General features: G+C 72.8%; 4 protein-coding genes. All 4 read left to right on the forward strand.

Annotated elements, in window-relative coordinates:
* Positions 1-2,210, forward strand: a 2,210-nt coding sequence (locus D7X12_RS37150) for an FdhF/YdeP family oxidoreductase (protein WP_120629936.1), incomplete at its 5' end; no start/stop codon positions are given.
* Between the two features lie 15 nt (positions 2,211-2,225).
* Positions 2,226-4,466: a hypothetical protein gene (locus tag D7X12_RS37155; RefSeq protein ID WP_120629937.1), complete on the forward strand. Its 2,241-nt coding sequence runs from the start codon at positions 2,226-2,228 to the stop codon at positions 4,464-4,466.
* Positions 4,467-4,712: 246 nt separating this feature from the next.
* Positions 4,713-5,888, forward strand: coding sequence for a sigma-54 interaction domain-containing protein (locus tag D7X12_RS37160; protein WP_120629938.1), 1,176 nt, complete (start codon positions 4,713-4,715; stop codon positions 5,886-5,888).
* An 82-nt stretch (positions 5,889-5,970) separates the two neighbouring features.
* Positions 5,971-6,831, forward strand: coding sequence for a MaoC family dehydratase (locus D7X12_RS37165; protein WP_120629939.1), 861 nt, complete (start codon positions 5,971-5,973; stop codon positions 6,829-6,831).
* Positions 6,832-6,935: the final 104 nt, after the last annotated feature.

Genomic DNA, 6,935 nt, shown 5'->3' on the forward strand with positions numbered 1-6,935 from the left:
TGCCCGCGGTGCTGCACGCGCTCAAGCACGTGGTGGGGGAGGCGGGCCCGTGGCGCGGCGGCCGGCTGCTCCTGAACCTCAACCAGAAGGACGGCTTCGACTGTCCGGGGTGCGCGTGGCCGGATCCGTCGCACCGTTCGATGCATGAGTACTGCGAGAACGGCGCGAAGGCGGTGGCGGAGGAGGGGACGAAGGAGCGCGTGACGCCGGAGTTCTTCCGCGAGTGGAGCGTGGCCCGGCTCGCCGAGCAGTCCGACCTGTGGCTGGGCAAGGCCGGAAGGCTCACGCACCCGATGGTGCTGCGCGAGGGCGCCACGCACTACGAGCCCCTGTCTTGGGACGACGCGTTCGCGCTGGTGGCGGAGGAATTGAACGCGCTGGGCTCACCCGACGAGGCCGCGTTCTACACGTCCGGCCGCACGAGCAACGAGGCCGCGTTCCTCTACCAACTGTTCGTGCGGGAGTTCGGCACCAACAACCTGCCGGACTGCTCCAACATGTGCCACGAGTCCAGCGGCACGGGGCTCTCGGAGACGATTGGCATTGGCAAGGGCTCCGTCACGCTGGAGGACTTCGACCACGCGCAGGCCATCTTCGTCATCGGGCAGAACCCGGGCACCAACCACCCGCGCATGTTGACGGCGCTCCAGGCCGCCGCGCGCCGGGGCTGTGAGATCGTCAGCATCAACCCCCTGCCGGAGGCGGGCCTCAACCGCTTCAAGCACCCGCAGGAGGTGCTGCACCTGATGGGCCCCGGCACCGCGCTCAACAAGCTCTTCCTCCAGGTGCGCATCAACGGCGACGTCGCGCTCCTCCAGGGGCTGGGCAAGGCGCTGCTGGAGCGCGAGGCGAAGGCGCCGGGCACCGTGGTGGACCAGGCGTTCATCGAGGGCCGGACGGCGGGCTTCGATGCGTACCGGGCGCACCTGGACGCCGTGTCGTGGGACGACGTGGTGACGGAGAGCGGCGTGTCCCGCGAGCAGGTGGAGGAGGCCGCGGACATCCTCGCGCGCTCCGAGCGCACCATCTTCTGCTGGGCCATGGGGCTCACCCAGCACCGCAACGCGGTGGGCAACGTGCAGGAGATCGTGAACCTGACGCTCCTGCGCGGGAGCATCGGCAAGGCAGGGGCGGGCGTGTGCCCGGTGCGTGGCCACAGCAACGTGCAGGGTGACCGCACGATGGGCATCTGGGAGCATCCGAAGCCAGAGTTCGTGGATGCGCTGGAGCGCGAGTTCGGCTTCTCGCCGCCGCGCCACACCGGCCTGGACACCGTGGCCACGATCAAGGCGATGCACGACGGCCGGGTGAAGGTGTTCTTCGCGATGGGCGGCAACTTCCTGTCGGCCACGCCGGACACGGAGTTCACCGCCGAGGGCCTGAGGCGGACGCGGCTCACGGTGCACGTGTCCACCAAGCTCAACCGCGCGCACCTGGTGCACGGCAAGCGCGCCCTCATCCTCCCGTGCCTCGGGCGCACCGAGCACGACGTGCAGGCCACGGGCAGGCAGTTCGTCACGGTGGAGGACTCGATGGGCATGGTGCACGCGTCGCGCGGCGCGGTGACTCCCGCGTCCGAGCACCTGCTCAGCGAGCCCGCCATCGTCGCCCGGCTGGCGCACGCGGTGCTGGGGGCTCGCTCGAAGGTGCCGTGGCTGTCGCTGGTGGCGGACTACGACCGGGTGCGCGAGCACATCTCCCGCTGCATCCCGGGCTTCGAGGACTTCAACCGCCGCGTGCACGCGCCCGGTGGCTTCGCGCTGCCCAACGGCCCGCGCCAAGGCGTCTTCCCCACGCCGGACGGCAAGGCGCACTTCACCGTGCACGCCATGCCCCGGCTGCGGCTGGAGCCCGGGCAGCTGCTGATGATGACGCTGCGCTCGCATGATCAATACAACACGACCGTGTATGGGCTGGATGATCGCTACCGCGGCATCCACCAGGGACGGCGCGTGGTGTTCCTGCACCCGGAGGACGTGAAGGCGCGGGGGCTGACGGCGGGGCAGAAGGTGGACCTCACCAGCCACTTCCAGGGTGAGACGCGCGTGGCCCGCGAGTTCGTGGTGGTGCCGTACAACATCCCCCGGACGTGCGCGGCCACGTACTTCCCGGAGGCGAACGTGCTGGTGCCCGTGGACAGCCACGCGGAGAAGAGCCGCACGCCCACGTCGAAGTCCGTCGTCATCACCGTGGCGGCGAGTCCCGCGTGAGTCCTTCGAGGTTCCATGCAGCCGTCGGTTGAGGCCAGGTGGCCGGAGTCGCTCCAGCCCCTCTATGCGCAGGTGGCGGAGGCGCTGCCCCAGGAGGCCGTGGCCGCGAGCGCCGGCTGGCGCGACACCTTCGCCCATTGGGTGCGCGGCGCCTCGCTGGAAGAACGCACGCGAGCGCAGGCCGCCGCGTGGGAGCGGCTGTCCCCCGGGGAGCGCACGCCGGGCGAACTACTCTTCCTCGTGTCGACGTGCAGCGAGCTGCTCTGGCCCTACGCGGAGCCGCCCCCGGGCCTGTTGCGGCAGTTGCTCGCGAGGCAGCACGACGCGGTGGCCGCGCTCCGGGACGCGGGTGAAGTGGAGGGCGCGGAGCGGCTCCAGAAGGAGACGGACGCGGCGCTGTCCAAGGTCCTCACGCGCTACCTGAAGCGGCACCCGGATGCGCTGCTGGCCCTGGTGCGCGGTGTGCCGTGCACGTTCGACGGCCGCGCGCTGCGCTTCCAGGACGCGGTGGACGTGGACCTGAAGCAGGTGCTGGGCGCGGGGCCGAAGTCGGTGGGCCTCTTGGAGCAGCTGCGCGCGCTGCTGCCGGACACGCGCGAGGAGGGCCGCGACCGGCTGGCCGAGTTCATCCGCACGCGCGCCGCCCGCGTCCCCTGGCGCGAGGCGAGCGAGGTGCTGGGCGAGCGGCTCTTCGCGCTGGCGACCTCACCCGACGGTCGCGGCGGCATGCGCGGCTTCCTCGCGTGTTATCCCAACGGGCGCAAGGAGCCGGACTGGTGTTCGCGCGCGGGGCTGCTGCTCGCGCGCACGGTGGAGGTGGGCGGACCGCCCGCGGTGGTGGAGAACCTGTGCGACCTGCTCACGCTCTTCGACTCGCCGCCGGTGGATGGGCTGCGCGGGGCGCTGGGCGCGCTGGTGCAGAGCGACTTCGAGGCCGCGGCGGACCTGGGCCACGCGCGGTTCGTCCTGGACCACTGCCAGGGCACGATGCGCAAGAACGAGCCCGCGCTAGCGCTCGCGCTCCTGTGGCTGGAGGAGCGGCTGTTCCGCGCGGCCGTGCGGCGCGGCGTCCCGGAGGCCTTCGAGCGGCGCACCCGCGCCCGCGCGAAGCTGGAGTCGCTGCCCGGCTTCGCGCACCTGGTGTGGCTCGCGGAGGAGTGCGCGGAGGTGTGGCCGCGCTTCCGCTCCTCGGCGCGGCCCGGGCTGGACGGCCTGGTGGCGTGGCGCGGTGAGGTGGCGCAGCGCATGGGGAAGAAGCCCGTGCTGCGCAAGGCGGCCATCGAGTTCCTCCTCTGGTGCGCGCCGGACGAGGCCTCCTCGGAGGCGGAGCTGGCGGCGCTGGCCCTGGTGCGCACCGCCACGGACCGGCGGCTGGTGCGCCGCATGTTGGAGCACCCGTCCCCCAAGGCCCGCTTCCGCGCGCGCTCGCTCCAGTCCTGGCTCCAGGCGGGAGCAGGGCAGGGCACGTCGCCCGCGCCGGTGGAGGCCTCCGAGCCCTCGACGCTGACAGCCTCCCTGCGGCATTTGCACGCGACGCGCGCGGTGCCGGTGGGCGGACGCACCTGGCTGCGCGACCGCGACCTGGAGGACCTGCTGGTGGGCGCGGTGGGGCGCGTGGAGGCGGACGTCGCCTCGCGCCACCCGGAGCGCTTCCGCGAGGACACCGCGGAGCTGGTCGCCGGACTGCTGGAGGGCGTGCGCTCGGAGCTGGAGCGCATCCAGGCGGACCTGGGGTCGCTGCTGGCGCAGGGCGGGCGCGCGTCGCCGCTGTCGCTGGCGATGACCGTGCAGCGTCCGGTGTCCGTGGCCCGTGACGGCGCCGTGGAGGTGGCCTTCGTGGTGTCGGTGGAGCGCGAGGGCTTCGTGCGCACGCGGCGCGTCGTCCGGGTGCCGGTGGCGAAGCTGGAGCAGCGCGGCGAAGGCCAGTGGCTGCCCACGTTCCGGCTGGGCCGCGAGCGGCTGGACGCGCTGCTTTCGCGCACGGAGGCCGCGTTCTGTCTCTTCCTGGTGCCTGCCTTCGTGCGCGCCGAGTGCTGGGTGGTGCCGGCGCGGCTGGCGCGGGCGCTGATGGAGACCCAGGGCGCCCTGTCCGGCGTGCCCCGCGAGGCGGCCCAGGGCGTGTCCCGGCCCCTGGCGCAGTGGCTCGTCTACGACGTGCTGGGCCTGTGGGTGGGCGACGAGCGGCCCGACGTGGTGGACGCGGTGAGGGACGGCGACACCGGCGCGGACTTCGTGGTGGACCTGACCGTGCGCTGAGCCTTCGCCGGGGGATGGGAAAAAGCCCCGGGAAATGTCCGGGAATATCCAGAAGCCCCGGCGTAAAGGCTGACGAGGGGTGCTGGAACATCGTCCGGGTCTCAGGTCCATGGCGGGGACTCCACCCGCGTCCGCTCGCAGCACGATGTGCCATGGCCGCCCGGATGCCGCCTGAAGCACTTGCGCGCCTACTGAGTCTGGCCGTGCGTTGAACGAAGCCGTGCCCTGGGGGGGAGCATGTCCTCAATGAAGCTGTCGAGTGAGGAGGCCGCCGTGTCGCGTTTCCACTGCGAGATGAAGACGGAGCGCAAGGGGGCCCGCGCGCGGGCTCCGGACGGGCGACCGGGCACCTTCGTGGACGGGGTCCGGTGGCGCCAGTCGCGGCCGCGAAGAGGGGGCGGCCCCGGCCACGTCGCCACGCACTCCGAGGCCCGTGAGGAAGGGGGAACTCACGGGCCTTCGGAGCGCGCGGTCTTCGGGGAGCTGGTGGCCACGTCCGCTTCGGCCCGGGCCAGCTTCGAGCGGATGGCGTGCGCGGCGGCCTGCTACGCGACGGTGTTGTTGGAAGGGGAGACGGGCACGGGGAAGAGCCGCGCGGCGCTCGCCATCCACCGCGCGGGGACCCGAGCGAGCGCGCCCTTCCTCGTCGTGGACTGCGGCGCGCTCCCGGCCAACCTCCTGGAGAGCGAGCTGTTCGGCCACGAGAAGGGGGCCTTCACCGGCGCCATCCAGCGGCGCGTGGGCGCCTTCGAGGAGGCGGACGGCGGCACCATCTTCCTCGATGAGATTGGAGAGCTGCCCGCGGAGCTGCAGCCCAAGCTGCTGCGCGTGTTGGAGAACCGGGAGATCCGCCGCCTGGGCTCCAACACGCATCAGACGGTCAACGTGCGCGTCATCGCGGCCACGCACCGCGACCTGCGCGCGGAGGTGGCGGCGGGCCGCTTCCGGGCGGACCTCTACTTCCGCCTCGCCGTGGTGGGCATCCCGCTCCCATCCCTGCGCGAGCGGCCGGAGGACATCCCGCTCATCGCCGAGCGCATCCTCGCGGGCCTGGGCGCCACGCCCGAGCAGCTGGCGACGCTGACCGCGCCGCGGTTCGTCGCGCAGCTCCAGCACGCCGCGTGGCCGGGCAACGTGCGCGAGCTGCGCAACCACCTGGAGCGCTGCCTCGTCTTCCAGAGCGCGCTGCCGCCCGCGATGTCCGCGTCGGGCGTCCTGGATCCGGCGCCGCCGCCCCGCGCCGTGGATGCGTCGCTGACGTACGCGGAGTCCCGCCGTCGGGCGCTGGAGGCGTTCGAGCGCGACTACGTGGAGGCGCTCCTCAAGCTGCACAAGGGCAAGGTGTCCCAGGCCGCCGCCGCCGCGGACATGGACCGCGTGTACCTGTACCGGCTCCTGCGCCGGCACGGGCTGCGCAGCTGACACCACCGGAGCTGACCTGGCGCGAAGGGCCCCGTTCACAAATCCCACGCGGGAAGGGGACAGCTGGCGGAGAATCCCGCCCATGCCCGGCACCCTCTTCGATCTGCACACGCTCCCGGCGATGCCCGCCGCGCTCCTCCGCGCGGCCTTCACCCGCAGGAAGGGCCACGGCACGGCCCTGCCGGACCTGACGATCCGGGCACACGGCTGCCGCGCGTCCCCCGTGCTGCTGGAGCGCTACCGGGCCGCGTGCGGCTTCGATGCCGACGGCTTCCTGCCGCTGACGTACCCGCAGGTGCTCGCGACGCCGCTGCACCTGGGCCTGCTGGGCCTGCCCGACTTCCCGTACCCCGTGCTGGGCACGGTGCACGTGCGCAATCACATCCAGCAGCACCACCGCATCGCGGACGATGCCGCGCTCACCGTGGCCTGTCACTTCGACGGACACCGCGAGGTGCCTGCGGGCCATGAGTTCGACCTGCACACCCGCGTCGAGGCGGAGGAGAGCGGCGAGCTCTTGTGGCAGGCCGTCACCACCATGCTGCGGCGCAACGGGGACCGGAGGGACAAGGACGCCCCGCGCAAGGAGCGCCCGCCCGACGACGCCCAGGCCGCGCGCTTCGCGGCGAGCCGCCCCGCGCCGTGGACCGTCCCGTCCGACACCGGCCGCCGCTACGCGCACGCCTCCGGCGACTACAATCCCATCCACCTGACGGCCCTCACGGCGCGCCCCTTCGGCTTCCCGCGCGCCATCGCGCACGGCATGTGGACGCTCGCGCGCTGCGTGGCGGAGCTGGGAGAGGCGGCCCACGGGGACGCGCTCCGGCTGGACTGTGACTTCAAGAAGCCCCTGCTCCTGCCCGCCCGCGTGACGTTCCAGACGGCCCGCGAGTCCACGGGCGTGGCGTTCCGGGTGCTGTCGGCACGGCCCTGCCGGACCTGACGATCCGGGCACACGGCTGCCGCGCGTCCCCCGTGCTGCTGGAGCGCTACCGGGCCGCGTGCGGCTTCGATGCCGACGGCTTCCTGCCGCTGACGTACCCGCAG

The sequence above is a fragment of the Corallococcus sicarius genome (assembly GCF_003611735.1).
In the GTDB taxonomy this organism is placed as follows: domain Bacteria; phylum Myxococcota; class Myxococcia; order Myxococcales; family Myxococcaceae; genus Corallococcus; species Corallococcus sicarius.